General features: G+C 51.4%; 26 protein-coding genes. 1 reads left to right on the forward strand and 25 read right to left on the reverse strand.

The window, feature by feature from the left end; genetic code table 11:
- Nucleotides 1-32: 32 nt before the first annotated feature.
- The 20 genes from AC0YNX_RS11135 to AC0YNX_RS11230 all read right to left on the reverse strand — a co-directional run bounded on the left by AC0YNX_RS11135 (nucleotide 33) and on the right by AC0YNX_RS11230 (nucleotide 19,991).
- Nucleotides 33-899 carry a carbohydrate ABC transporter permease gene (locus AC0YNX_RS11135; RefSeq protein WP_475815750.1) on the reverse strand — a complete coding sequence of 289 codons (867 nt, stop codon included), beginning with the start codon at nucleotides 897-899 and terminating at the stop codon, nucleotides 33-35.
- Nucleotides 900-914: 15 nt separating this feature from the next.
- A complete protein-coding gene (locus tag AC0YNX_RS11140) occupies nucleotides 915-1,889 on the reverse strand; it encodes an ABC transporter permease (protein WP_475815751.1) in 975 nt (324 codons plus the stop codon).
- Between the two features lie 329 nt (nucleotides 1,890-2,218).
- Complete coding sequence (locus AC0YNX_RS11145) at nucleotides 2,219-3,715, reverse strand: AAA family ATPase (protein ID WP_475815752.1); 1,497 nt, start codon at nucleotides 3,713-3,715, stop codon at nucleotides 2,219-2,221.
- The gene (locus AC0YNX_RS11150; protein ID WP_475815753.1) at nucleotides 3,708-4,244 is read right to left on the reverse strand and encodes a hypothetical protein; all 537 of its coding nucleotides are present in this window, start codon (nucleotides 4,242-4,244) and stop codon (nucleotides 3,708-3,710) included. Before AC0YNX_RS11150 ends, AC0YNX_RS11145 begins: the two co-directional genes overlap by 8 nt.
- 158 nt (nucleotides 4,245-4,402) lie before the next feature.
- Nucleotides 4,403-4,924 carry a cell wall elongation regulator TseB-like domain-containing protein gene (locus AC0YNX_RS11155; RefSeq protein WP_475815754.1) on the reverse strand — a complete coding sequence of 174 codons (522 nt, stop codon included), beginning with the start codon at nucleotides 4,922-4,924 and terminating at the stop codon, nucleotides 4,403-4,405.
- A complete protein-coding gene (locus AC0YNX_RS11160; RefSeq protein ID WP_475815755.1) occupies nucleotides 4,924-6,225 on the reverse strand; it encodes an amidohydrolase family protein in 1,302 nt (433 codons plus the stop codon). The genes AC0YNX_RS11155 and AC0YNX_RS11160 overlap by 1 nt, the downstream gene beginning before the upstream one ends.
- A complete protein-coding gene (locus AC0YNX_RS11165) occupies nucleotides 6,206-6,865 on the reverse strand; it encodes a redox-sensing transcriptional repressor Rex (protein WP_475815756.1) in 660 nt (219 codons plus the stop codon). The genes AC0YNX_RS11160 and AC0YNX_RS11165 overlap by 20 nt, the downstream gene beginning before the upstream one ends.
- Before the next feature lie 12 nt (nucleotides 6,866-6,877).
- Entirely contained in the window at nucleotides 6,878-9,820 is a 2,943-nt protein-coding gene (gene dinG / locus AC0YNX_RS11170; protein ID WP_475815757.1) for an ATP-dependent DNA helicase DinG, read from the reverse strand.
- 25 nt (nucleotides 9,821-9,845) lie between these two features.
- Nucleotides 9,846-10,676: a hypothetical protein gene (locus AC0YNX_RS11175; protein ID WP_475815758.1), complete on the reverse strand. Its 831-nt coding sequence runs from the start codon at nucleotides 10,674-10,676 to the stop codon at nucleotides 9,846-9,848.
- A 134-nt stretch (nucleotides 10,677-10,810) separates the two neighbouring features.
- On the reverse strand, nucleotides 10,811-11,194 hold the full coding sequence (gene panD, locus AC0YNX_RS11180; RefSeq protein WP_475815759.1) for an aspartate 1-decarboxylase: 384 nt from the start codon (nucleotides 11,192-11,194) through the stop codon (nucleotides 10,811-10,813).
- The gene (gene panC, locus AC0YNX_RS11185; RefSeq protein WP_475815760.1) at nucleotides 11,109-12,077 is read right to left on the reverse strand and encodes a pantoate--beta-alanine ligase; all 969 of its coding nucleotides are present in this window, start codon (nucleotides 12,075-12,077) and stop codon (nucleotides 11,109-11,111) included. The genes panD and panC overlap by 86 nt, the downstream gene beginning before the upstream one ends.
- On the reverse strand, nucleotides 12,074-13,009 hold the full coding sequence (gene panB / locus AC0YNX_RS11190; protein ID WP_475815761.1) for a 3-methyl-2-oxobutanoate hydroxymethyltransferase: 936 nt from the start codon (nucleotides 13,007-13,009) through the stop codon (nucleotides 12,074-12,076). The genes panC and panB overlap by 4 nt, the downstream gene beginning before the upstream one ends.
- A gap of 366 nt (nucleotides 13,010-13,375) precedes the next feature.
- Nucleotides 13,376-14,359, reverse strand: a complete 984-nt coding sequence (locus AC0YNX_RS11195; protein WP_475815762.1) for a biotin--[acetyl-CoA-carboxylase] ligase — start codon at nucleotides 14,357-14,359, stop codon at nucleotides 13,376-13,378.
- Nucleotides 14,356-15,798 (reverse strand): CCA tRNA nucleotidyltransferase, encoded by a 1,443-nt coding sequence (locus AC0YNX_RS11200; RefSeq protein WP_475815763.1) that lies wholly within the window; start codon nucleotides 15,796-15,798, stop codon nucleotides 14,356-14,358. Before AC0YNX_RS11200 ends, AC0YNX_RS11195 begins: the two co-directional genes overlap by 4 nt.
- 30 nt (nucleotides 15,799-15,828) lie before the next feature.
- Nucleotides 15,829-16,989, reverse strand: a complete 1,161-nt coding sequence (gene bshA, locus AC0YNX_RS11205) for an N-acetyl-alpha-D-glucosaminyl L-malate synthase BshA (protein ID WP_475815764.1) — start codon at nucleotides 16,987-16,989, stop codon at nucleotides 15,829-15,831.
- Between the two features lie 91 nt (nucleotides 16,990-17,080).
- Nucleotides 17,081-17,776, reverse strand: a complete 696-nt coding sequence (gene bshB1, locus AC0YNX_RS11210; protein ID WP_475815765.1) for a bacillithiol biosynthesis deacetylase BshB1 — start codon at nucleotides 17,774-17,776, stop codon at nucleotides 17,081-17,083.
- Nucleotides 17,773-18,195, reverse strand: coding sequence for a methylglyoxal synthase (locus tag AC0YNX_RS11215; protein WP_475816225.1), 423 nt, complete (start codon nucleotides 18,193-18,195; stop codon nucleotides 17,773-17,775). The genes bshB1 and AC0YNX_RS11215 overlap by 4 nt, the downstream gene beginning before the upstream one ends.
- A 63-nt stretch (nucleotides 18,196-18,258) precedes the next feature.
- Nucleotides 18,259-19,065 carry a 4-hydroxy-tetrahydrodipicolinate reductase gene (dapB, locus tag AC0YNX_RS11220; protein ID WP_475815766.1) on the reverse strand — a complete coding sequence of 269 codons (807 nt, stop codon included), beginning with the start codon at nucleotides 19,063-19,065 and terminating at the stop codon, nucleotides 18,259-18,261.
- Between the two features lie 5 nt (nucleotides 19,066-19,070).
- The gene (locus tag AC0YNX_RS11225) at nucleotides 19,071-19,616 is read right to left on the reverse strand and encodes a tetratricopeptide repeat protein (RefSeq protein ID WP_475815767.1); all 546 of its coding nucleotides are present in this window, start codon (nucleotides 19,614-19,616) and stop codon (nucleotides 19,071-19,073) included.
- A gap of 54 nt (nucleotides 19,617-19,670) precedes the next feature.
- A complete protein-coding gene (locus AC0YNX_RS11230) occupies nucleotides 19,671-19,991 on the reverse strand; it encodes a nucleotide pyrophosphohydrolase (protein WP_475816226.1) in 321 nt (106 codons plus the stop codon).
- 270 nt (nucleotides 19,992-20,261) lie between these two features.
- On the opposite strand from AC0YNX_RS11230, the gene AC0YNX_RS11235 reads away from it, so the two are divergent.
- Entirely contained in the window at nucleotides 20,262-21,128 is an 867-nt protein-coding gene (locus AC0YNX_RS11235) for a YitT family protein (protein WP_475815768.1), read from the forward strand.
- Nucleotides 21,129-21,168: 40 nt separating this feature from the next.
- Here the strand turns inward: AC0YNX_RS11235 and AC0YNX_RS11240 are convergent, their stop codons facing one another.
- The 5 genes from AC0YNX_RS11240 to AC0YNX_RS11260 all read right to left on the reverse strand — a co-directional run bounded on the left by AC0YNX_RS11240 (nucleotide 21,169) and on the right by AC0YNX_RS11260 (nucleotide 24,962).
- Nucleotides 21,169-22,089, reverse strand: coding sequence for a sporulation protein YpjB (locus AC0YNX_RS11240; protein WP_475815769.1), 921 nt, complete (start codon nucleotides 22,087-22,089; stop codon nucleotides 21,169-21,171).
- Nucleotides 22,090-22,131: 42 nt separating this feature from the next.
- Nucleotides 22,132-22,716: a DUF1405 domain-containing protein gene (locus AC0YNX_RS11245; RefSeq protein WP_475816227.1), complete on the reverse strand. Its 585-nt coding sequence runs from the start codon at nucleotides 22,714-22,716 to the stop codon at nucleotides 22,132-22,134.
- A gap of 126 nt (nucleotides 22,717-22,842) precedes the next feature.
- Nucleotides 22,843-23,721 carry a c-type cytochrome gene (locus AC0YNX_RS11250; RefSeq protein WP_475815770.1) on the reverse strand — a complete coding sequence of 293 codons (879 nt, stop codon included), beginning with the start codon at nucleotides 23,719-23,721 and terminating at the stop codon, nucleotides 22,843-22,845.
- Between the two features lie 22 nt (nucleotides 23,722-23,743).
- Entirely contained in the window at nucleotides 23,744-24,415 is a 672-nt protein-coding gene (gene qcrB / locus AC0YNX_RS11255; RefSeq protein ID WP_090574015.1) for a menaquinol-cytochrome c reductase cytochrome b subunit, read from the reverse strand.
- 16 nt (nucleotides 24,416-24,431) lie between these two features.
- Nucleotides 24,432-24,962, reverse strand: a complete 531-nt coding sequence (locus AC0YNX_RS11260; protein ID WP_475815771.1) for a Rieske (2Fe-2S) protein — start codon at nucleotides 24,960-24,962, stop codon at nucleotides 24,432-24,434.
- Nucleotides 24,963-25,083 lie beyond the last annotated feature (121 nt).

The raw sequence follows: 25,083 nt of genomic DNA on the forward strand, positions 1-25,083 counted from the left end.
TGCCTCCTGCTGGTTTTTTTATAGTGAAGGATTTACTCCTTGACCCCGCCGATTAAAACGCCCTTGATGAAATACTTCTGGAAAAACGGATAAATCAGCATGACCGGAATCGAAGCTGCCATGACCGTCGCCATCTTGATAGACGGCCCCAGTAGAAACAGACTGTCGCCGCCACCCGAGTATGAGGATTCGTTCTCGAACAGCATGCTGCGCAAGAACAGCTGCAACGGCTGAAGCTCCTTGTCGCTAATGAAGAAGATCGCGTTGAAGAATTCATTCCACCTTGTCACGGCATAGAACAGAGTGATGGTGGAAATGGCCGGCATCGATAACGGAATCACGATTTTGTACAGAATCCTCAGATCATTGCAGCCGTCGATTCGCGCTGCTTCAACCAAGCCGTCCGGCAGCGCGTTGAAGAAGTTTTTCATAATGATCAGGTTATACGTAGCCAGTGCGCTCGGAAAAATCAGCGCCCACACTGTATTCATCATGCCGAGGCTCTTGACCACCAGATAGGTCGGAATGATGCCTCCGCTGAACATCATCGTAAACACGAAGAGAAACATGATGACGCGGGATCCTTTCAGACCTGGTCTTGAGAGCGCGTAGGCTGCCGTAACCGTAAGGAACATACTGATCGCCGTACCCACAATCGTGACGAACATCGTCACTCCGTAAGAAGTCCATAGCTCGCTCATCGAGAATAAGTAGCGATAAGCCTCCAAGGTGATCTCTTTAGGGAATAAATGAATACTTGATCCGAGGTACTCCTCCAGCGGAATGACGGATACAACGAGCGTATCCCAGAATGGATAAACAGTAACGATAGCTACAATCGCCAAGAATGCAATATTGAACGAGTCGAACAGCTTTCCTGCTCTGCTTGTGTAATGCATAATCTACCTCCCGTATCAGTAAACACCTTGTTCTCCCAACCTCCGGGAAAGCCAATTTGCCAGAACAAGCAGCGCAAAATTAATCAAGGATTTAAACAAGCCAACCGCTGCCGCAAGACTGAACCTTCCATCTGTCAAGCCAATCCGGTACACGTAAGTGTCGATAATATCCGAAACACGGTATACACCGGGATGATAAAGCACGAAAATTTGCTCGAAACCTGCTTCCATAATGCCGCCCAGCCTAAGGATAAGGATAAGCACGATCGTGCTCCTGATCAGCGGAATCGTAAGGTACAGGAGCCGCTGGAAGCGGTTCGCTCCGTCGATGACCGCCGCTTCGTACAGATGCGGACTAATTCCGGCCAAAGCTGCTATGTAGATGATGGTGTTCCAGCCGAACTCCTTCCAGATCATCGAGAAGACAAGCGTGCTGCGGAAGTAAGCTTCTTCGCTTAGAAATCCAATCGGCGTGCCTCCGAACAGCTTAATCACGTTATTCACAACGCCGCTGTCCGTGGAGAGCAAGTTAATAAGAATGCCTCCAAGAATGACCCACGAGATAAAATGCGGCAGGTAAATGACCGTCTGTATCGTCTGCTTGAACACCCTTACCCTGACCTCGTTTAACAACAACGCAGCGATAATCGGGGCTGGAAATCCAAAGGCAAGCCGGTACAACGAGATGACGACGGTATTCTCGATAACCTGCCAAAATTTATCCTGCGAGAATAAGTACTGGAAATGCTTAAAGCCTGCCCAGTCGCTGCCCAGAATGCCTTTCGTAATGCTGAAATCCTTGAAAGCTACGACCGCTCCGTACATCGGGATGTAGTGAAAGATCAGGTAGTAAACGAGCGCAGGTACCAGCATGATATACAGGTAACGATTGAACCAGATATATCTGAGCAAAGTTGCTCTTCTGCGAACGTGCTTCAGAGGTCGAGCCGCCGCTTCTTTGAGCGCAGCCTCGCTTTTAACAAATTCCATGCTTGCATGCTCCCTTCCAAGAGAAATAAAAAAGACACAACAATGGATTCTTTTGTTGTGTCTCTGGGTAACCAGTCGACTTTTATTCATCTCAAGTACTTATCGTAATTCCCGGCCAGCTTTACTCGAACCTCTGGTCAACCAGACGAATTCCCATAAAAAAAGGAGACGCAGCGCCTCTATGGGGCACTGGTCTCCGGTGGTCCGGTAGATACTTAAATTATTCCGATGAGTTTACTGAGTTATCTTGTGACTCATATTATCATGGGAGTATTTAGCCGTCAACGGTTTTTTTGAAATGATTTACAGAATTGCATTTGTATCCTTGCTTAAGCCGCATCTGCAAGCAGCTCTCGGAAGCGATCGCCGCTTAGTGTTTCCTCGCTTGTCAGCACATCGAGCGAGGATGTGAACACTTCGCGATTGCTCTCAAGCAGCTCCTTCACACGGATCATCAGCTCGTCCAGAATGGAACGATTAATGGTCGCCCATTTGTCCGGCGTCATCATCGACTGATCAATGATGCCAAGCTCCGTAAGTCCGCACTCGACCATCGAGCGAACAATGTTCATCGCTTGATCGAAGTCGCCGCGCGAGCCTGTGCTCCGGTCGCCATAGAACATTTCTTCCGCTGCCGCGCCGCCGAGCGCAATCATAATTTGGCCTTCTAGAAACTCTTTCGTATACAAATACTTATCTTGTTGCGGATTATGACGCACATAGCCAAGCGCTTGACCGCGAGGAAGCAAGGCAACCTGCGACACGCTGCCAGGACGGACAAGCTCTGCCGCAATCGCATGGCCCAGCTCATGAAGGGCAACACGCTCACGCTCTTCATGCGTCGCTTCACGGTCTGTCCGCTCACCCATCATCACTTTGTCGATCGCCATCGACAGATGACGCTGGCTGATCGCCTCCGTGTCTTCACGCATCGCATAGATCGCTGCTTCGTTCATGACGCTCTCAAGCTGCGCGCCTGAGAAGCCGAATGACTCTTCTGCGATCTTATCGAGGTTCACTTCTGTAAGATCAAGCGGTTTATTCTTCGCATGAATATTAAGGATATGATTGCGGCCTTTCTTATCCGGCAAGTCTACCGAAATATGGCGGTCGAATCGACCAGGCCGCAGAAGCGCACTGTCGAGCATCTCTTTGCGGTTCGTTGCACCAATAAGCAGAATGCGCGGCGAATCAGACGTATGAATGCCGTCAAGTTCCGTAAGCAGCTGGTTCAACGTCTGATCATACTCGCGCTGTTGTCCGCCGTCACGCTTGCCGCCAATGACATCAATCTCGTCGATGAAGATAACGGCACTGCTTTTATTCTGCTTCGCTGCTTTCTGCCGAGCTTCCTTGAACAGGTCACGGATACGGCTTGCGCCGACACCGACATACATCTCAACGAACTCAGAGCCGGATGCGCCAAGGTAGATCGAATCCGTATATTGTGCCGCTGCCTTCGCAAGCAGCGTCTTGCCTGTTCCCGGAGGGCCGGTAAGCAGAATGCCTTTGAGCGGACGAATGCCGAACTTCGAGATCTGATCTACCTTCACGAGAAAATCAAGCGCTTCGACAAGCTCCTGCTTCGCACGCTCTTGCCCGCCGATCTGATCGAACGACATCGGCTTCGCAGGCCGCGTCTTCGTTCTGCGTTCCCCGCCAACCGTCGCCAAGTTTCCACGGGACCTTGCCATATAGAGCAAGCCGCCAACAATCGCGGCAAGCAGCACGATCGGGATCATATTCACACCTATAATAAACTGTAAAAATAAGAGAAAGACCGGCACGAAGCCGATCACGATTTCTTTCCCATACTGTTTAAACATTAGGCCACGCCCCCATCTTGTTCGGTGTGCGAGGTAGAACGACATACTTTACGGACGTATCGTCCTTCAGCGTAATATATACATTGGAATCATCCATCTCCGAAGTCGCCGTAACGGCTGGGTACTTCGCGTGGGCTTTCTCAATCGCTTGCGGGATCGATGCATATTCGCGGTGATCCATCGCCTGCGCAACATCGAACAGCATCGTCGACCATACGTCTTCTAGCTGCTTGGATGGCTTCGTATCGCCAATATTCAGCTTCAGGTCGCGATCGCCAATAATGCTTTCGCCCTCTGTCGCAATATGATCATATACATCGCGGATGTTCGCATCCCGGTCTAGCCTCATATCTATCGTAACGGTGTTCCGGTTAATAACAGGTGTCGATTCAACTACGCCAGGCGTTCCTGCAACGATTCGTTCAAGCGGCTTGACAGCTGCCACGCTGTGGTAGGTAAACCAGCCGCCAACTAACACACCAGCCGAAATAACAGCGGTCAGGACTGCAGGCATCAAACGGATTTTCATGGCAAAAAGCCCCCTTTGCTTCAACTGATTGCAATACTTTCGTCTATCACGAGCTGCTATACGAAAGTATATCACAACCTGTTTTACCAGGGGGCGTGTAATAATAGGGAACTATGGCTTAACTTGCTGACTCTGCTGTTTGCTTGCAGCAATGGCAATTAACGCGTCGGCAACTTATACGATACGACGAATGAGCCATCTCTGAATCGGTAAAATTCATAGAAATGCGTCGGCTGACCCGCTTGATTGCGTGAGTAGAATACTTCCCACACTGGCTCTCCGCCGAACAATCCGAGCTTGATATGCTCAACTATCGCATCCGGCTTGCTTTGCATGAAGCTATCCTTAACCTCTGCTTTCGTCTTGCCTTGATCTGCGCGCAGCGTTATGGATTCGTTCTTCTTCAGCCATACGTATGTCGTATCGTTGTTGTGGTCTTTGCCTATAACCACCCACACCGGCTCATCCCACACATAGTGATAAGAGCTATCCACGCTGCTCAGACTGGCAATATGCATCGCCTGGTCCTCTGCACCCCGCTCCTCGGCCCATACAGGCGACTGTACGGAGCGGTAATACACGTTAAGCGCAGCAAGAATCAGAATGATCGAGAGCGACACGAGCAGCACCCAGCGCCACGGCGTCATGTTTGACGGACGTTTCGATCGATTAGCGCGCATTAGCTGGATAACAGCCTTTCGAAGCAAGCTTGCGCTTCAGCACGGATATGCGCTTCGTCGAGGAATACGCAATCGCCGTCCTTCACGACTTGAACGCCATCTACCCATACATGCACAACGTCACGGCCAGAGCCTGAGTATACCAGGTGCGAGATGATTTCCGTCTGCGGATAGAAATGCGGCTGCTCAATATTGATGGCGATAAAGTCCGCTTTCATGCCTTCCTTCAGCATGCCGATTCGCTCTTCCTGCCAGATCGCGCGAGCGCCGTAAACCGTACCCAGCTTGAGCGCTTCCCAAGCGGGCACTGCTGTCGGATCGCCAGAGATGCCTTTGTGAATAAGCGCAGCCAGTCGAATCTCATCGAACAGATCAAGATTATTGTTGCTTGCAGCGCTGTCTGTACCAAGCGATACCGTAACGCCGGCTTTCAGCATGTCAGGCACGCGAGCAATACCGCTCGCCAGCTTCAGGTTGCTCGCCGGGTTGTGCGACACGCTTACGCCGCGCTCCGCAAGCAGCGCAATCTCTTCGTCCGTCAGGTGCACCGCATGCGCGACTAGGGACGGACGGGAGAAGAAGCCAAGCTTGTCCAGATGCTCGACTGGACGGCAGCCGTAATCATTGACGTTCTGCTGCACTTCTGCGGCAGATTCAGACATATGCGTATGAAGCGGCACATCCAGCTCATTCGCGGCATCTACGATACGCTTGATGTAATCTGGAGGGCATGTATACGGCGCGTGCGGGGACAGCATCGTGCGGATCCGTCCGTTAGCTCGGCCGTTCCAGTCCTGAACGAATTGCTTCGCTTCATTGAGCTTTGCTTCTTGAACATCCGGCGGACAGAGTCCAATTACGCCGCGTGTCAGCAGTCCGCGCATACCGGACTTCTCCACCACTTCAGCGACGATGTGCATGCGATCGTACATATCGACGAAAGTCGTCGTACCGGACTTCAACATCTCGGTAACGGCAAGCGCTGTTCCCCAGCGGCAGTCTTCATCGGTATATTTGCCTTCCATCGGCCACATCTTCTGCTCCAGCCATACTTGCAAATTCTCATCATCCGAATAACCGCGAAGCAGCGACATCGCCGCATGACCGTGCGTATTAATAAGGCCTGGCATGAACACAAGGCCTTCACCCTTGATGCGCTCTGCGCCTTCCGGTTCCGGATCCGGCGCCTGGTCGCTCAAATATAGAATCGTATCGCCTTCGATGACCATATGGCCTTTCAGCACAGGACGCTGCTCGTCCATCGTGACGAAGGTGCCGTTCTCAATCCACAATCGTTTCATCGTCTTCTTTGTCCCCTTCTTCGTCCAAATAATAAGCGAGGCTCATGAGCTCCGTTGTGAAATTCGCATAATGAATGCGCACGCGCTCTTGCACGCGCAGAATGGTTGGCGCGAAGTTCAATATGCCGTCAACGCCCGCTTCCACGAACTTATCCGCGACATTCTGCGCCTCGGGTGCAGGCACGGTAATGATGCCAATTCGGATATTCCGCTCCGCAATCGTCTCTTTGAGCTTCTCCATTGGAAGCACGGTAAGCCCATTAATCGACGCGCCAACCATCGAAGGATGAACGTCGAATACAGCCGTGATCTTCATATTATCTTTCAAATACGTATTATAATTGCACAGTGCTCTGCCAAGATTGCCGGCGCCGACCAGCCCTACGTTCAGCGGCTGGTCGAGCTTAAGAATCTGACGGATTTTCTCGATGAGATATGTCACATCATAGCCGATCCCTTTGCGGCCGAAATCGCCGAAATAAGCCAGATCTTTGCGGATTTGCGCAGGGTTCAGGTCCAGCTTGCTTCCAAGCTCCTGGGAAGATACTGTCTGCACATCACGCATATTAAGATCGTTCAGCACCTGCAAGTAAACCGGCAGCCTGCGAACGACCGCTTCGGATATTTTCATCGGCTTCATGGCGTAACCTCCCTAAATCCCCTCTTCACCTTTGGCAAGCCATTCCCGGATTCTTGGAACGATTTGATCCAGATGCATCGTCTCAATCTTCGGTCCTGGCAGCGAGTACAAGAAGTATTTTCCATAATACGTATCGATAATACGAGTATCGTAAATAAGTACGATTCCACGATCGTTCGCTGTCCGAACAAGCCGGCCGAAGCCTTGCTTGAACCGGATAACGGCTTGCGGAATAGACAGCTTCATGAATGGATTCTGATTCTGCTCCTGCAGCATCTCTGACTTCGCTTCGACAAGCGGATGATTCGGCGGTTGGAACGGCAATCGTACAATCGCCAGCGTCGTCAGCGCATCGCCGGGAATATCGACGCCTTCCCAGAAGCTGCTCGTACCAAGCAGCACCGATGCGTCCTGTTGGGTAAATCTTCTGGTTAGCTTGCTGCGGTTGCTGCTGTCTATCCCTTGACCAAGCACTTGAATGCCGTTTACGCTAAGCGCTTCTTTCAGCGGCTCATATACCTGCTTCAACATTCGATAAGATGTGAACAGGACGAGCATTCGGCCATTCGTCTCGATCGCGGTATCTGTTAAAGATTTCACAAGCATCTCGTTAAAAAGAGGATCGCCGGAAGCGCCCTTAAGCACCGGGAAATTACGCGGGATTATAACCAGCGCTTGCTCCCGATAATTGAATGGCGATGGCAGCTGAACGGTCTTTAGTTTGCCATCTCGTTCATCTGCGCTGAGGCCAAGCTGTTCGCATGCGTATTGGAACGACTTCTGCACGGATAGTGTCGCAGACGTCAGAATAACGCTCTTCTTCACTTCGAAGAAATACGTCCGAAGCTGGCTGCTCACATCTGCCGGAACAGAGTAGAGCTGAACGGACTTGGCACGAGAGTTGCTGTTTCCTTCCAGCCAATAAACCGTATCGGACTTGTCCGCTTTCATAAATTGGCGCAGGTCGTCCCTTGCTCTCGCCAAATCCTTAATCGTTCCGCTAAGGTCAGTGACGAGTGCTGCGATACCAGGGTCGTCCATCTCATCCTTGATCGCTGTGAATACTTTCTCAAGCGGCCGCACAATTTGACTCAAGTAGCCGTGAATGGCTTCTTCAATAAGCTGAGCGTCGGACCACGCTGCTGGAAGCTTTCCTCCTCGCAAGCGCAGTACATATTGGCCGGTTTCTGCTCCGCCGCTGTCAAGCGCAGCGCTCTTCGCCCCATTCGCATTGCCAGTACCGCCGAAGCCGGCTCCGCTGCCTGTTCCCATCATGGAGTAGAGCATTTCGAACAACCGATCCCATTCATCGCGCAAATCGCCGAATACCGGCACGACTTCATCAATTTCTTCGCGCCACTTCTGCGTCTTCTCAATGTTCTCGCTCGCTAATCTGCTCTTCAGATGAATGAGCTGACCGTTCCGAGCGTCTTTGCAAAGACGAAACACTGGATGCTGCACAGAGTAGTACGAAACTTGCGTACCTAGATGCTTGCCTGCTACTTCTTCCAAGTGATGGGCTTCATCAAGAATGAGATGCTCATATCCTGGCAGCAAGCGATGGTCGGCTCGAATGTCTGTGAACAGCATCGAATGATTCGTAATGACAACATCGGCGATATTCGCTTCCTGCTTCGCACGGTGATAATAACAGCGCTTGAACCAAGGACAGCTGCGGTTCAAGCAAGAATCTGTATCACTTGCGACCGTACCCCAGAAGTCAGCGCCGCGATTGCCGAAGTTAAGCTCCTCTTGATCGCCGTGCTGCGACTCGCTCAGCCATACGACCATTTGGGACGCGGTAATTCGATCTTCCGCAGGGGAAGTAAAGTCGCGCATATTCACTTTGCCTTCGAACTTGCGCAGGCACAAGTAATTGCCGCGTCCCTTGAAGACGGCGGCTTTGAACGGATATGGCATGACAGCCGCAAGGAGCGGAAGATCACGAGCCCGCAACTGCTCTTGCAAGTTAATCGTATGCGTGCTGACGACTATCTTCTTATTGTGCTGGACACCATAGTACATTGCTGGAATTAAATAGCCGAGCGATTTGCCTGTGCCAGTTCCTGCTTCGATGAGCAGATGACGCTCTTCATCAAGCGCGTCAATGACTTCCTGGAACATCATGTTCTGCGGCTCGCGCTCTTCATAACCCGGAATAATTGCGGCGATTTCCGCTTTGATATGAGCTAGAAATTGCGGGAAGGTCCAATCGGTAACCGATTGGTTATCATCATCTTTGCGCGGATGCTCTTCTTCCGTCCAATCGCCTGCTTTCATGGCGAACTGGCGGAAATAATGATACGCGTCAAGATCGATGGACGTTATCGATTCTTTGCGCTGAGCCACCAGTCCGACGAACCACCCAAGGTCGTCGATTTCATCGCCGAGCAAGCCAGCAAGCCGCTGCAGCGTAAGCAGCGGCAAGCTTTCAAGCTTGCGATAGCATTCGGCGAACAGTTCTGCTGTAGCAAGCGCATCGCTGTCCGCGCGGTGATGTGACTCATGCTCGATGCCGAACAGCTCTGTTACAGCGCCGAGCTGGTAAGTCGTCAAGGTCGGATATAGTACGCGAAGCAGATCAATTGTGTCTAGCCGTCTGCCGTCGAACGCCATATAGCCTGAGCGATCCAAGGCTGCATTCAGGAAACCGGCATCGAAGCTTACGTTGTGCGCGACTAGAACCGCATCATTGAGCAGCGGTATTAATTCGAGCAGCACCTCTTCGAGTTCAGGAGCATTCTGTACCATCGCTTCATCGATGCCAGTCAACTGTGTAATAAATGGCGGTATCGGAATCGTAGGCTTCACAAATGTGCTGTACGTTTGAATGACCGTCATTTGCTCATCCAGCAACACTAGACCAACCTGTATCATTTCATCGCTGGCGCTATGACCAGTCGTTTCCAAATCCAGTACGGCGTAATTCATCCGAATAAGTTTCCTCTCATCCAAACTAAAACTAAATCATACATCTAAATTAAAGCTGGCCGCTCCCAAAATATAACGATAAATGCCCGTTATGCTGTTCGCATGATTTCATATTGGACAGCGGATCTGTAAAGTTAGGATCGGCCTCATGCGCCCTCTCGAAATATCTGGTCGCCTGTTCCAAATTCATGCGAACCGCCTGGATACAGCCTAATGCGTTCAAGCCAAGCGCCTTCCACTTCGGATGCTCCGTCACTTCCACGAGCAGTGTGAAGTGGCGCTGCGCTTCATTCCATTCCTGCATATGCATATACGTCATCCCGAGGAACAGCCTTGCCAAGTTGTCATCCGGCGCCAGTCCGACCGCTTTCTCGAAGTGGACAGACGCTTCGCGGAACATAAACAGTTTGAAGTAACCTTGCCCCTTCGACATCGACTGGGACAAATCAATGGCTGCTTCGTCGTACCCTGCTGCAGTATGGTTGCCAGGCATGGTCGCAGCTGCACTCGAAGCGGAAGGCTGTGCTGCCGAAGCCATTGGTGGCTGCTTCATGCTGGCTGCTTGGCGCTTCAGAGTCGGGGGCGGCTGCGAAATAATCTTGGGATAGCCAGGCGCCTGCGGCGGAGCTGCATGTTCATTCTTTAATGCATGTGCTTGCGATTGCGATGGTGACTGAGCCTGCGCTACCTGCATCATATCGCGAAAATCAGCCATTTTTTCTTCAAACTGAAGCCATTGCTCAATGAAATTATCGCTGAACTGCTTAAGTGTCGCGAGCTGTTCATCCATCTGCTTGCGCTGCATGTCATCTGCACTTGGATAATGAATAATGATTTCTTGGAGCATTTCCTGCATTGTAGCAAATACGTGCTTGAACATAGTACGCACCCGCCTTCACGCCGTAGTGGTGGTGATAAAGAGTGAATTGTTATGCTCATTCTTTGCCCCGGCGCGTCTTTTCATACTCGTGCCCAAACGTTTCACAACGCTGGCATGAAGGCGGGCGGATGGGATTAAATAATTGTAGCGTGAATTTCCTCGCCAAGCACTTGAGACGGCTTATTCGCTGCATCAAGTATAACAACCTTTGGCTTATAATTTCGAGCTTGTTCTTCCGTCATCAGGCTGTATGCAATAATAATGACATTGTCTCCAGGTTGAACAAGACGCGCTGCAGCGCCATTCAAGCAGATGACACCTGAGCCGCGCGGACCAGTAATGACGTAAGTTTCCAGCCTTGCGCCGTTGTTGTTGTTCACAATTTGCACTTTCTCGTTTGGCAAAAGATCAGCAAGCTCCATCAAATCTTCATCAATGGTGATGCTGCCCACATAATTGAGGTTCGCCTCTGTCACTGTTGCTCTGTGCAGCTTCGATTTCATCATCGTTCTGAACATGTACGCCACCTCCTTGCAGTTCGAATATACGGTTATCGATTAATCGTGTGCCGCCAAATTTGACAGCAAGCGCAATAATAAGAGTACCTGATAATTGGGATAAGTCCTGTTGTGCATCAATAATAGATAAGGATGGATAAGTCAAAACTTCCGCATAATCGATCACCGCAAGCGGCGCTTTCTCAATAGAAGCCTTAATTTGTTTAGCAAGCTCTTGCGTCGACATTCCTGTCTCTTGAAGCCACAAGCCCGAATCACGCAACGTTTGAGACAAGACGACTGCCTGCTCACGCTGATCCTCGTTCAAGTAGACATTACGCGAACTCATCGCAAGTCCATCTGGTTCACGTACCGTCTCGCAGCGGACAATCTGCACGGGAATGTTCAGGTCGTGCACCATGGTTTCAATCACAGCAACCTGCTGCGCATCCTTCATCCCGAAGTACGCGCGATCCGGCTGGACGAGGTTGAACAGCTTGCTCACAACCGTACCTACTCCGTCAAAATGCCCTGGTCTCGAAGCGCCGCACAACCGGTCCGTCACATCGCTGATCAGCACCTTCGTCAGCGGCTTCGTCGGGTACATCTCCTGCACCGAAGGCATGAATAGAATATCGATCCCGTTCTTCTCTGCAATTGCCGCATCTCGCTCAATATCCCTTGGATATCGGTCAAAATCCTCATTCGGCCCGAATTGAAGCGGGTTAACGAATACGGACAAGACGTTGAATTCGCATTCTTCGCTCGCTCGTCGCATTAAGCTTGCATGCCCCTCATGCAGGAAGCCCATCGTCGGCACAAGTCCGATTCGGCCTTCAGGCGACTGCTTGCGCTGCTCAGCGAGGCGCTGTCGCAGTTCCCCAATCGTAGTACAGCGAATCATGATACGCTGCCTCCTTTGGCAGGCTGCTGCGCTTGCGATTGGGTTTGCTCGCTTGTCGCTGCTGCTGTGCTCGCGCTGCTTCCAGTGCTGCCGCTGCCGTAGAGATTGTGCAAGATCTCCTGCTCCATTGGGAACGCGTGCTCTTGCTGCGGGAATTCCCGCTCTTTGACGTCTTTGACATATGAGCCGATTGCATTACGAATCGTCGTGCCAATGTCCGCGTAGGTCTTCACCATGCGCTTAGGCAGATAAGGCGAAGCATATTGCAAAATATCATGATATACGAGCACTTGCCCGTCGCAGCCGCGTCCTGCGCCTATTCCAATGGTCGGAATCGATAGCGCCGACGTGATGGCTTCCGCGAGCGGCTCGGTTACAAGCTCGAGCACGATACAGAACGCGCCGGCCGCTTCAAGCGCCTTCGCGTCATTGATAAGCTGCCGCGCTTCGGCTTCATGCTTCCCTTGCACCTTGTAGCCGCCAAGCTGATGCACGGACTGCGGTGTGAGACCGATATGCCCCATAACCGGAATGCCGGCTCTGACACAAGCCGCCACTTCTTCCGTAATTTCCGCGCCGCCTTCCATCTTGACAGCATGCGCGCCGCCTTCTTGCAGCAGCCTTGCCGCATTGCGAAGCGTCGTTTCCTTGCCGTAATGATACGTCATGAACGGCAGGTCTGCGACGATAAATGTATGTGCAGCACCGCGAGCTACCGCTCGTGTGTGATAGACCATATCGTCCAGCGTAACTGGTATTGTCGTATCGTATCCGAGTACGACGTTGCCGAGCGAATCACCGACCAGAATGACATCAATGCCGGCTTCCTCGGCGAGCTTGGCTCCTGGGTAATCATAGGCGGTTAGCATGGAAATTGGCTCGCCGCTTTGCTTCATCTTCTTCAGCTTCGTAATAGTCAACGGTTGTTTCATTGCTCCGTCCTCCTTACAGATTGGATTTGGCGAACACCGAAGCGACTGATGCGAATGCCTACTTAAAGCTTTCGCGATCGCAAGGAGTCCTATGTGATCAACACAAAAAAACCTTCTAGCCGCCGCTAAAAAGGTTCCAATCCATAAAGGAACGTGTTGCTGCCATATATTCATATAGCTTCCTTCTGTCTCGGTCCCTACGGCTCAGAGCAGAATGCGTGACGCGAATGGACACAAGTTACATTGCCGCATGCTGAAAACCCCACTTGGTGGTGCAGTTCGCATAAGAGAAGCGATACCGCCCTTAAACGGAGCATGACTAGTAAGGCGAGTATATCAAAAAAATGGTTCGGCGTCTATGAACGCTTACCCCTGCTGAGGCACCTGTTCTGCTGAAAATATCGGGATAATTGTCCCATCTTCCTTCTGGGCCAGCAATGCGCCCTGATCGCTCAGACCAATCGGCGTAGCGGTGATTTCTCCGCCTGCGACAAGCAGCTTGCGCGGTTTATGAAGCGTAACTGACAGCGCCTCCCAGAGCGTCTTGATTGGAGCGAAGCCATCCTTCAAGTAGACGGCATACAGCTGCTGGAACTGCGCGAAGAACGCAGCGACAATCTCTGCCCGTTCCAATGTCCGTCCGAGCTCGATAGCAAGCGACGTCGCAATATCGTGCAGCTCTGGCGGATAATCATCGCGCATCAAGTTGACACTGATGCCGATGCCAGTGATGACGTAGCGAAGCCGTTCGTCTTCAGCGGTTGATTCGAGCAAGATGCCGCTGATCTTCTTGCCGCCGATAAGCAGGTCATTCGGCCACTTGATGCCGATATCGAGCGGTGCTGCCACGCTTCTTAACGCTCGGCAGAGCGCGACGGCGGTCAGCAGCGTGAGCTGCGGAGCGAATTGCAGCGGGATTCCCGGACGCAGCACATAGCTCATATAGATGCCTTTGCCCGATGGCGACACCCATTTGCGTCCCAATCGGCCTCGGCCGCTCGTCTGCTGCTCAGCGATGACAAGCGTTCCTTCAGGAGCTCCGTCTTCGGCTAGTCGCTGCACGATGTTCTGAGTCGAATCAACGGATTCGAACAGCTTGACGCTCTGTACAATCGTTGCGCCTTTGTCATGAAGCTGCTGCGTTACTTCGGACAGCGTCAGCTTCGAGGGGCGTCCAACCAGCTTGTAACCTAACCGGCGTGAAGCTTCGATCAAATATCCTTCCGACTCAAGCTTCTTGATATGCTTCCACACCGCCGTACGGCTAATTTGCAGTTCTTGGCTGAGCATCTCACCGGAAACATAGCCTTCCGACTGCTGCTCCAGCATTTGTAGAATTCGATTGTTCATAACGGCTCCTCATTGGCAGCTGCCCCTATCCCAAGCAGATGGGCAGCGTAATTAAGCAACGGCTGCTTCTCATTCGGCACCACGCCTAGCGCGGCAGCGAGCAGCAGCTCATTCATCGTTTGGCCAAGCCATGGCCCTGCCTTACGGTCCTTGTGTAGAGCCTGCACTTCGCTGCCTCTTACGGCCAAGTCTTTCAGTACAACGGCAGGGAGCTTGTCCATGCGAAGCTCTAGCTCATCTAATATTTCATTACTTTTTATCGTTAGCTCTGACTGCGACGAAGATGATGACAGCGGCACTAGCCCGGGTATCGCCCGCATGATGCGGAGCCATCCTCTTGCAGCCGCAATGCCATACTTGCCGACAATAAGCCGGACCCACTCGTCACTCCGCTGTTCATGTGACAATGACCATGTCCTTGTGATTGTACTTGTACTTGTACTTGTACTTGTACTTGTATCGCCGCCGTTAGTCAGCTTGCGATACAGTCCAATGACAGCCACAAGCTGCGCGCTGCGAACAGTCGCATATTTCAAGGAAGCGAACAGCTCCGCCCCTTGCTCTTCAGTGAAATTGAGCGCGATACAGAGCGCAGCCCACCGATCTTCCGGCTGCTCAAGCTCAATCAGCGCTCGTATCGCAGCCTGCTGCGTGGTTGTGCTAGGCTCTTCCGTTTGCCATGCACGCGAGCTGCTTATGCTTAGCTTGTCCGATCGATACTTCGCGGCAGCTGCAGCTAACGGCTCAGGCAGCTGCTCCTTCGTATACACGAGCAGCTCGCTAATGGCAAGCAGCGCCGCCGCTTGCTGCGGCCCGCTTCCGCCGACCATCTTGTCCAGCTCGAGCCCGATTCGCTCCATCGCAATATGCTGAAGCAGCCCGCGATGCCGCAATATCGCTCGCCAAGTGCCATGCGCAATCCGCAGCTTATATGCGGCTGCGAAGCGCACTGCTCTCACGATGCGCAGCGCATCCTCCTGCAGCCTCGCATCCGCATCGCCGACACAGCGGAGCACCCCGCGGCGCAAATCCGCGAGTCCGCCGAACGGATCAACGATGGTGCCATCCGCACGCATCGCCATGCTATTGATCGTGAAGTCTCTTCGCAGCAAATCCGCTTCAAGACTTGTCACGAACTGCACCTGCGCTGGGCGCCTGAACTGTTCATACGCAGACTCCGTCCGAAACGTCGTAATCTCGTATGTTTCTCCTTCATGAACGACGGTGACCGTACCGTGCTGCAGTCCTGTCGGGATCGTATGCGGGAATGCCTTGATCACTTCTTCCGGCGCCGCAGATGTCGCGATATCGACATCCTTCAGCTCCTTGCCGAGCAGTGTGTCACGAACACAGCCGCCGACGAACACGGTTTCAAAGCCGCGCTCCTCAAGCACATGCAATAGAGGGAGCGCCTTCGTCAGCGCAATACTCCATGACATCAGGCTCTCCCTCCTTTTTGACCAAACTTCTTATTCACAGACAGGGACCGGAATATCAGCTTCAATTCCGAGTACCTTGTAATAGATTTTCTCATATTCCGCAGTGATGAGATCATTGCAGAAATTGCGCCGCGCACGATTGAGGCAGGCCTCGCGGAACTGCGCGTACATCTCTTCGCTACGCAGCAGCTTGATTGCGTTATACGCCATATCGTCTGTATCGCCAATCGGCGATAGGAAGCCGGTTTCGGCATGCGTGACTAGCTCTGGAATGCCGCCAGCGATCGATCCAATCGTTGGCACGCCGCATGCCATCGCTTCCAGCGCAACGAGACCGAAGCTTTCCTTCTCTGAAGGAAGCAGCATAACGTCAGCGATAGAGATGACCTGTGCGACATCATCTTGTTTGCCAAGGAAATGAACGCGGTCTTGCAAGCCCAGTTGATTGATACGCATCTGCACTTTCGGCAGATCCGGTCCTTCACCCACGAGCAGCAGGCGGCTTGGCACTTCTTTGACGACTTTCGCGAATATATCAATGACATCATTCAGTCGTTTGACAGGGCGGAAGTTCGAGATATGCATCAGAATCTTCTCGTCCTTGCTCGCAAAATCGCTGCGCAGCGAGCTGCATTCACGCGGATAATACACCCTTTTATCGACAAAGTTATACGTCAGTTCAATCGGCTTATCAATGTCGAGCAGCTCGCGCGTTTCTTTAATCAGATCATTCGAAACAGCCGTAACCGCATCGCTCTTGTTAATGCCCATGCGGATAAGATCTTTCAGAGACTCATCCTGCGCTAGAACCGTAATATCTGTGCCGTGCAGAGTCGTAACGGTCCGCAGCCCTTCGCCGACCATCTGTTTCGCCAAATACGCGCATACCGCATGCGGAACCGCGTAATGGACATGAAGCAGATCAAGTTTCTGCATCTTCGCAACTTGAGCCATCTTGCTCGCTAATGACAGATCATAGGGCGGATAACGGAATACATAATAATCGTTAACTTCAACTTCATGATAAAATATATTTTTCTGGAATTGCCCCAAACGAAACGGCACGCTATGCGTAATAAAATGAATTTCGTGCCCCTTCTCAGCAAGAAGCTTCCCCAGCTCCGTTGCGACAACGCCGGAACCGCCTAATGTCGGATAACATGTAATGCCGATTTTTAAGCGTTTGGCCATGCTTCACACCCCCTGTTGTTACAACGCTACTGCCTATGTATATGCCAATGAAAAGGAAAAACAGCTTTACTTTCAAAAATAGAGCAGGCCTCTAAAATAAAGTTACCTCATGTGGGCGCCTAATTGCAAATCCTTCTCCATATCCGAAGCCTCTTGTCTGGCCAAGCAGCATATCTCTTGCCTCAACGCGCTGAATATAGCGGTCAGTCAGTGGAGTCTGCACACGGTCTTCACCTTCAGCAGGCGGCGCGAATTGCGAGCGGTATGCTTGCAAGGCGCGGATCTTCGTCTCCATATGCTCGCTAATGTCCGTAATCAAGCTGACATCGTTCTGGTCATTGATGTAATAGAAGTACAGATGCTCGACTTGCACCGCAGGCAGCTCCGGCAAGTAATTGCGAAGCTTCGCGTTGAAGACCGCCTCTTCGATCAGACGGCTGCAGATAACATGGTCCGGGTGACGGTCCGACCAGTATGGCGCGAAAACTAGACGCGGACGTACGCGTCGAATCTCGGTGACGATCGCAGCGAGCTGCTCGGATGAGCCTGTTAAGCCCCGATCCGGCAGTCTTAGTACGGAACGATCGGATAGACCAAGCACCGCGGAAGCTTCGGCGGCTTCCTGCCGCCTCGTCTCCACGGTGCCGTTCGAGGACATCTCCGCTTCCGTTAAGTCACATACCGCTACTTTATAGCCGGCTTGCACATGCTTGGCAATCGTACCGCCCATGCCAATCTCAACATCGTCGGGATGCGCGCCAAATGCTAATATATCCATCATGCTCATTCGTTTGCACCCGGCTTATATTTGTGGACGAGCTCCCGCCATGCAAAGTCGCCGCGCTGCAATGCGCGCACAAGCAGCTCGCCTGTTGCTACATTCGTCGCCACCGGAATGCCCTGCACATCGCAAAGGCGAAGCAGTGCAATAATGTCCGGTTCATGCGGCTGTGCCATCAAAGGATCACGCAAGAAAATAATAAGGTCCATTTCGTTCTGCGCGACAAGCGCGCCAATCTGTTGGTCGCCGCCAAGCGGCCCGGACATAAAGCGGTGGATGGACAGCTGAGTCTGCTCCATAATACGGGTACCCGTCGTACCTGTCGAATATAAAGTATGTCCTTGAAATACATGCTCATAAGCCGTGACGAAATTGACCATTTCGTCCTTCTTGCGATCGTGGGCAATAAACGCGATGTTCATTATGTCGCACCTCTCTCGTATCAGCGGTTTCTCTCTCTTTTAAACAGCTCGCCTAGCGGGATGCTGTTAGTCCATTAAATGCTCGAAGCCATAAATGAGTCCCGTATAAGTCATTACTTTCTTGCATGCAACGCTTACGCCAGGCATATATCCGGCACGCTCATACGAATCATGGCGAATCTTAAGTGTCTGGCCATATCCGCCGAACACGACTTCTTGCTGTGCGAATACGCCTGGCAAACGAACGCTATGTATACGGAATCCATTATAATAACCGCCGCGCGCACCTTCGATGATCTCTTCTTCCTTCGGATTGCCTTGGCGCAGTTCTTGACGTGTTGCAGAGATCAGCTCAGCCGTCTTAATTGACGTGCCTGAAGGCGCATCGAGCTTCTGATCGCCGTGATATTCGATAATTTCAACGTGAGGCATATATTTGGCAGCTTGCGCCGCGAATTGCATCATAAGAATGGCCCCAATCGAGAAGTTCGGTGCGATCAAGCCGCCGATTCCCTTCTCCTTGCACAGCTCGTCCAGCTCAGTGATCTGCTCCGGCGTTAAGCCCGTCGTACCGATAATTGGGCGTACGCCATGAGCGATTGCCGTTCTCGTATTGCCATATGCCGCGTGCGGGACCGTGAAATCAACAAGCACGTCTGCGTTCGCATCTGCAAGCGCCGCTTCAAGCTCTGCGCTTACTGTTACTCCGCATGGCTGGAGTCCGACCAACGTGCCTGCATCGATCGGACCAGCGGAAGGTGCTACCGCTGCAGCCAGAGTCAGCATTTCGTCTTGAAGTACCATCTTCACAACTTCCCGGCCCATTCGGCCGCTTGCTCCAATTACGGCAACGCGAATTTGATCATTTGACACAAGTTTCACCTGTTCCTTCTCCGTTTAGTTCGCCCACTCTTTGCGCGGAGCGTCCGGCTTCGGCGGTTCATATCTGCAAACAGCCTCCGGGCCGCAGAATGCTCCGGCTCCAGCCGAACGGCATCGCGCGCGCAAGCAGCCGCTTCATCGTAGCGGCTAAGCGTTGCGTAAGCTGCGCCAAGCATGAGCAGCGCTTCTATATTAAGTGGGTCCAGCCGCGAGGCTTCGTGCAGCAGCTCCAGCGCAACTTCGGTCCGCGCTGGACTGTTCGACAAGATGCCCTCCGCTTCAATAACGAGTGCTTTTGCTTTTACATTTTCCAGATGAAACTGGTATTCCATTTGTTCCGGATTGAGGCCTACAGCTTGCTCTGCAAGCGTTAGCGCCTTCTGCCATTTTCCACTGCGGGCGCATGTGATGGAGCACTTGTAATACGCCGCTCCATTCGTTGGTTCCAGTGCAATCGCCTCTTCGAAGTGCAGGATTGCCTGTTCAAAATCGCCGCTTAGGATGGCATCGTAAGCTTTCTTAATGCTGCTATCTCCGTCCACCCGCCCATCCTCCTTGTACACAGGTTGATGGTACAGCATATGTAAGGAGGCGTATTACGGTTCGACGTTTTTTCGTGTCCAGCGGTTCGCATCTCGAGTATTAAACTTACTCATTACGCGGTCATGCGCTTCTGCAAGATCAATGCCTAAAGAATTCGCGAAGCAAATTACGATAAATAGTATATCGCCGAGTTCCATCTCGATGGAGTTATCGGCTTCATCCGCTTTCTTGGGCTTCTCGCCATAGCGGTGATTCACTTCACGCGCAAGCTCGCCAACTTCTTCGCTCATTCTCGCAAGCATGGATAATGGGCTGAAGTAGCCTTCCTTAAACTGCGAAATATACTCGTCAACCTCGCGCTGCAAGTCTGCCATCGATTTCTGCGACAACGTGAAACATCCTTTCTGGACATTATATAATTTACATGCTTCATTTGTTCAAATTCATATAATGTCTCCGTGAAACGTAAGCTGTTGCCACCAGTCGACGGCGACAGCCGTTTACACTTGGACAACCAGTTACTCTTCCCATATGTTATATCAAAGCGCTTTTGAAAACAATGCTTTTGACAATCCCTGCAAAGAGACATACTATGTTATAGCCTTTATCATTTTGCCACCATTTGAAAGGAGTCATCACCTTAGATGAAAACAAACCTCTCACAGCTCATGCGCACGCTTCCGCTTGTTATGCTGGGGACTGCCATCTACGCGTTTGGCCTGCAATACTTCGTTATACCTAACCAACTCATGGAAGGCGGCGTGACAGGCGTTGCGATTCTGCTCAACTACGCGCTCGGCTGGCCATTATCCATCTCCACGCTCGTATTGAATATCCCATTGTACTTCCTCGGTTGGAAGGTCCTCGGACGATCACATACTGGCTATACGATTTTTGGATCGCTATCGCTATCGCTCTTCCTTGCTTTAATGGAGAAAATGATCTCTTCCGGTTGGATTGAGCCGTTCAAAACCTCTAACGATTACATACTTGCCGTACTGTATGCCGGGGTAACGCTTGGTGCCGGCCTTGGCATCGTCTTCCGCTACGGCGGTACGACAGGCGGTGTTGATATCATAGCCCGCATTGCCTCCAAGTTGAAGGGCTGGAGCATGGGACAATTCATCCTTGCAGCGGACATCGTCGTTATCGGACTCTCGTTATTGTATATCCCGAAGGAGAAGGTGCTGTACACGCTCGTTGCCGTCTTTATTGCGTCCAAGCTGATTGACTTCATCCAAGAAGGCGCGTATGCAGCGAAAGCCTTCTCCGTAGTGACCGATCACGGCGATGAGATGAGCAAACTCATTAATGAAACATTGGATCGAGGCGTAACGCTCTATCCGGCCAAAGGAGCATTCTCCGGACAACAAAAAGAGGTCGTCTACTGCGTCGTTGCCCGCCATGAAATCCGGCAGCTCAAAACGATTATACGCAGTATCGACCCTCGTGCTTTTATTATTATTAGCGATGTGCTTGAAGTGCTTGGTGAAGGCTTTAAGGAAGAATAGTCGTTGGAATGCCCGCATGCACGTCTCGTCTTGGCTTCGCTTACTTGAACTTGTTGCGGGATACCGGCTCACCTATATCTCGATGGATACTGTATTTGCGCCATCCTGCAAAGCCAAGCACCGCCATGACGAAAGCTGCAATGAACATCTCCACGATTTGACCACTGCTCCGCCGATATTCGCCGATTGTCGTTCCAGGCGGTATCGCTTCGGCTAATGCCGGTTGCCCGTCCGAGAGACGGAATAACCGGCTAGCCGCTGCATTAAGCCCTTCCAGTGCATATTGCACCTCTTGCGGCTTCACCGTTCCCCCATCCACTGCTGCAAAGATTCGCTCTGTGAACGTGATCTGATCTTTCAACGCTTGTATTTGACTCTCATCTCGCTGCATAAGCGCAGCTATTTCGAACCGATCCATATGATCGCGATAAATATCCAAGTTCACTTTAGCCGCCTCAATGCGGCCTTCGAGCTGGGATTGCCACGCAACCTTAATGCGGCTCTCATCATCCTTCAGCACGCCTTCATATTGCAGCCATAACGGCACTGTCGGGCGATAAAGCGCATCGCTTGCGAGCTTGAGCTTCGCTGCTTCGAGATACCACTGCTGGCTTGTCCCTTTCTCAGAGACCGCCTTCTTCAACTGCTTCACGGTCTGGTCGAACGCAGTCCAACCTGCTTCTGTGCCACTATGCCGGACAGCATCATAAGCGCTCAGTCCTTCGATCCGCTGCAGTATTGTATACACGACCTGCCGGTTCGCATCATTAGCTGCCGTGTACAGTTCATCTGTCAGCTGACTCAGCTTCGAGAGCGGACTACTGCCCTGCTTGTCCGTTGCCGAAGTCTCGACCGCGGGAGTTGGTGCTGCTGCTGCTGCAAGCGAAGCAAAGCCACCGATTGCCAATAATCCTATAATCACTGCGCTGCAGAGCAGCGCGAACAACGAAGATGCTCTCATGCTCATCCCTCCCCTATTCAATTTATGGGGGGATGTCCAATCTTAGACCTTCCGAAGCGATATAAACAGCCAAGTCAAAAGCAGACTTACGATGGAGAGACCCATCGTAAAGGATTGAATTGCGCCGAGATCATTCTCCAGCACATCCGGAAGCCATGGAAACACGAAGTAGGTATAATCAATCGTATCATTAAGAAGCAGCCACACGAGCGCCAGAAATGCAGCAAATCGGCCAAAAACGAAGAACCGAATGAACAGCAGCGCTTCTACGGCCATGCCGAGATGCGAAACCATGAGCATATAATGCTGCCATTCCAATGGATCGCCCTGCGCGCCGCCAGCCAAGATCATCGTAACCGCCCAGAATCCGTACTTAATAGAAGTAACGACACCTAGCGCTTCGATAATCGCGCGAAATCCAATATAAATCGGGGTCGGCTTCGAAAGGCGAGGGAAAAGCAGAAACAGCAGCGACAAAGTGAAAAACAAGCTTGCTGTCGGACTATCCGGCACGAAAATAACCTGCCATAGCGAATGATACGTAATCGTATATTCAATTTGCGAGCCATACCATATGTATCCGTATATCGTTCCTGCCGCGTTAACCCAGAACAGCGTCCACAGCATGAGCCGGCTCGTGAGCAGCTCCCGGCTAACCAATACACTTGCAGCGTTCACTTGCTACCAACCCCTTAAACAATTTGAAAAAAACCTGATCGCGAAGAACGATCAGGTTTTAGTTTATGCTATAAGTTATGCTTTTTTCTGCTTAGCCAGCCAAGTTGTCAGCTGATCGATTTCCTCAGGAGTCAGCTTATCCTTGAATGAAGGCATGTTGTTTTTACCGTTCGTTACGATATCAACAAGCTCTTCTTTCGAGAATTCATCACCGATTCCGTGGAACGATGGAATGCCTGCACTCTCATTCCCTTTGAGGTCCGCGCCGTGACATGCAACGCACTGCGCTTTCTTCGTAATTTCAACAGCAGGATCGTCTTTATCCACGAGCGGAACTTCCACAGCAGCTTGTTCGCCGCCACCGCCGGATTCAGCCGCTTTCTTAGCCGCTTCTTCTGCTTTCTCTTCACGAATGATATGCTCTGGAATCGTGTTCGTCAGCTTCAGCTCGTGCTCGTAGTGATCCCACGATTGTTTCGTCAGATAGAAGACAGAGATAAGCGACATGAACATCAGAATCGCCGTAATTGGACGTCTGTAGAAACGACGCTCTTTGCCAGTATCCAGGAATGGAGCCAGTAGAAGCGCGCCGAAAGCAATACCAGGAATACCGACCGTACCGAGAACGACGTAGTCCTTCGATACGTATTGCAATTTAAGGAATTGATACAGGAACAGGAAGTACCAGTCCGGCATCGGAATAAACGCAGCATTCGTAGGATCTGCAGGGTAACCAAGCGGAGCCGGCTCTGCAATCGTCAGAACTAGGAATCCGACGAGTACAACAACACCTACCATCCATTCTTTCAGCAAGAAGTTCGGAATGAATGCTTCCGACTTACCTGGGTAGGAAGAATAGTCAGGAGGGATAGACGGACCTGTCTTCGCTTTTTTACGAACCCGCGAATCACCAACGAATACGACTTTTTCGTTCGATTTGTGACCGTGTGCCATTCGCAATATGCCTCCCTTCGGCTTATAGTGGTCCCGAAATACCTTGCTTCCGGATCATAAAGAAGTGTGCCGCAAGAAGCGCAAGAAGCGCGCCTGGCAGGAAGAAGACGTGAATTGCGAAGAAACGAGTTAACGTTTCAGCGCCTACGATCTCTCCGCCTTGCATCAGTTCTTTGATATATGTACCGATATACGGCACGGATTCAGCGATTTGAATACCAACCTTCGTCGCGAAGTAGGCTTTGTTATCCCAAGGAAGGAGGTAGCCAGTGAAGCCAAGTCCGAGCATGATGAAGAAAATCAACATACCGACAACCCAGTTCATTTCGCGAGGTGCCTTATAGGAACCCGTAAAGAAAACGCGAAGCGTGTGCAGGAACATCATAACGATTACAAGACTTGCGCCCCAGTGGTGCATGCCGCGAACGATACCGCCGAATGCAACTTTGTGCTGAAGATAGTCAACCGACTTGTACGCGTTAATGATATCCGGAACGAAGTACATCGTCAGGAACATACCCGACAAAATTTGAATTACAGTGATGAAAAACGTCAATCCGCCAAAGCAATACACGAATGCGGAGAAGTGATGCGCAGGGTTAACGTGTTCCGGAACTTCGTGGTCCGCAACGTCCCTCCACATCGGCGTAATATCAAGACGTTCATCAATCCAGTTGTAGACACCTTTCATCATCTGAGCTTACGCCTCCTTATTTCACCCGTGTGTTTGCTTTAATCGGGCCAAGATAAACCCAATCATTCTCAATCTTCAAGTCATATTCGTCGAGAGGCTTCGGAGCTACAACCAAGTTTTTGCCGTCCTTCGTGTAGTGTGCTCCGTGGCACGGACAAACGTACTCGTTGTTCTTCTCCGTGTTCCAGCCAATTGTACAACCCAAGTGCTTACAGACTGGGGACAACGCGAATGCTTTACCGCTTTCATCCTTCGAAATCCAAGCCGTCAATTCCGGATCGCTGACATACCAGCCGTCCACCTGATGAATTTTGAACTTGAATTCTTGAGGTTCATTCGTAATTTTGTTAGCCTCAACTACTTTAATCCACGTTCCGCCTGCTTTCTTTTGCAGAATCGGATCAACCGCGAAACGGATCATCGGTAGTGACATGCCTGCAGCCATGAATGCGCCTGCGCCGCCAAGCGTGTACGACAAAAACTGCCGCCTTGAAATGCCACGTTTAGCCGTGCTATTCGCTTTATCCTGTTTTCCATGGTTACTCATCTTCTGTTCTACCCCCTTTGCTGAGCCATATCTTGTGTTCTGCCGGAGTAGGCAAAACAAACGTTGAACTTGGACATTACCTATAATAGCCTAGGTCATATAGAGCGTCAAGAATATGGCA

Source organism: Paenibacillus sp. J31R98 (genome assembly GCF_056269245.1).

Excerpts from the sequence above, each read along its gene's own strand:
- AC0YNX_RS11175 (WP_475815758.1), bottom strand. The coding sequence starts at position 10,676 with ATGTTCAAGCACGTATTTGCTACAATGCAGGAAATGCTCCAAGAAATC.
- AC0YNX_RS11200 (WP_475815763.1), bottom strand. The coding sequence starts at position 15,798 with ATGTCATGGAGTATTGCGCTGACGAAGGCGCTCCCTCTATTGCATGTG.
- panD (WP_475815759.1), bottom strand. The coding sequence starts at position 11,194 with ATGTTCAGAACGATGATGAAATCGAAGCTGCACAGAGCAACAGTGACA.
- panB (WP_475815761.1), bottom strand. The coding sequence starts at position 13,009 with ATGAAACAACCGTTGACTATTACGAAGCTGAAGAAGATGAAGCAAAGC.
- qcrB (WP_090574015.1), bottom strand. The coding sequence starts at position 24,415 with ATGATGAAAGGTGTCTACAACTGGATTGATGAACGTCTTGATATTACG.
- AC0YNX_RS11235 (WP_475815768.1), top strand. The coding sequence starts at position 20,262 with ATGAAAACAAACCTCTCACAGCTCATGCGCACGCTTCCGCTTGTTATG.
- AC0YNX_RS11145 (WP_475815752.1), bottom strand. The coding sequence starts at position 3,715 with ATGTTTAAACAGTATGGGAAAGAAATCGTGATCGGCTTCGTGCCGGTC.
- AC0YNX_RS11160 (WP_475815755.1), bottom strand. The coding sequence starts at position 6,225 with ATGAAACGATTGTGGATTGAGAACGGCACCTTCGTCACGATGGACGAG.
- AC0YNX_RS11140 (WP_475815751.1), bottom strand. The coding sequence starts at position 1,889 with ATGGAATTTGTTAAAAGCGAGGCTGCGCTCAAAGAAGCGGCGGCTCGA.
- bshB1 (WP_475815765.1), bottom strand. The coding sequence starts at position 17,776 with ATGAGCATGATGGATATATTAGCATTTGGCGCGCATCCCGACGATGTT.
- AC0YNX_RS11155 (WP_475815754.1), bottom strand. The coding sequence starts at position 4,924 with ATGCGCGCTAATCGATCGAAACGTCCGTCAAACATGACGCCGTGGCGC.
- AC0YNX_RS11135 (WP_475815750.1), bottom strand. The coding sequence starts at position 899 with ATGCATTACACAAGCAGAGCAGGAAAGCTGTTCGACTCGTTCAATATT.
- AC0YNX_RS11150 (WP_475815753.1), bottom strand. The coding sequence starts at position 4,244 with ATGAAAATCCGTTTGATGCCTGCAGTCCTGACCGCTGTTATTTCGGCT.
- AC0YNX_RS11260 (WP_475815771.1), bottom strand. The coding sequence starts at position 24,962 with ATGAGTAACCATGGAAAACAGGATAAAGCGAATAGCACGGCTAAACGT.
- AC0YNX_RS11250 (WP_475815770.1), bottom strand. The coding sequence starts at position 23,721 with ATGGCACACGGTCACAAATCGAACGAAAAAGTCGTATTCGTTGGTGAT.
- AC0YNX_RS11245 (WP_475816227.1), bottom strand. The coding sequence starts at position 22,716 with ATGCTGTGGACGCTGTTCTGGGTTAACGCGGCAGGAACGATATACGGA.
- AC0YNX_RS11165 (WP_475815756.1), bottom strand. The coding sequence starts at position 6,865 with ATGAAGCCGATGAAAATATCCGAAGCGGTCGTTCGCAGGCTGCCGGTT.
- AC0YNX_RS11230 (WP_475816226.1), bottom strand. The coding sequence starts at position 19,991 with ATGGCAGACTTGCAGCGCGAGGTTGACGAGTATATTTCGCAGTTTAAG.
- AC0YNX_RS11195 (WP_475815762.1), bottom strand. The coding sequence starts at position 14,359 with ATGAACAATCGAATTCTACAAATGCTGGAGCAGCAGTCGGAAGGCTAT.
- panC (WP_475815760.1), bottom strand. The coding sequence starts at position 12,077 with ATGATTCGCTGTACTACGATTGGGGAACTGCGACAGCGCCTCGCTGAG.
- bshA (WP_475815764.1), bottom strand. The coding sequence starts at position 16,989 with ATGGCCAAACGCTTAAAAATCGGCATTACATGTTATCCGACATTAGGC.
- AC0YNX_RS11240 (WP_475815769.1), bottom strand. The coding sequence starts at position 22,089 with ATGAGAGCATCTTCGTTGTTCGCGCTGCTCTGCAGCGCAGTGATTATA.